Source organism: Opacimonas viscosa (assembly GCF_024199005.1).
Classification (GTDB): domain Bacteria; phylum Pseudomonadota; class Gammaproteobacteria; order Enterobacterales; family Alteromonadaceae; genus Opacimonas; species Opacimonas viscosa.
In genome coordinates, this window is record NZ_JANATA010000411.1 from 1 (window position 1) to 214 (window position 214).

1 protein-coding gene is annotated in these 214 nt (G+C 47.7%); it reads right to left on the reverse strand.

All coding sequences use genetic code 11. The features are described from left to right. Nucleotides 1–118 precede the first annotated feature (118 nt). Nucleotides 119–214, reverse strand: a 96-nt coding sequence (locus NLF92_RS14090; RefSeq protein ID WP_254102897.1) for a DUF5669 family protein, incomplete at its 5' end; no start/stop codon positions are given.

Below are 214 nucleotides of genomic sequence, written 5' to 3' on the forward strand. Positions count from 1 at the left end.
GACACGGGTAACAGCGCGCAAACAAAAGCGAACACGGAGGAACGAACGAAGGTATGCATAATGAATCCTGTTGACGGCCAATATCTATGCAAAGGTTATCGGCCGCCGGAATAAAAACCTAATTAAATTTAATACACATGGCACTGTTGATGCGCCTTGTGTGTTCTACCACATCGACACCAAGATCGGTAAGGTAACCGCCGTCGACCTGGGT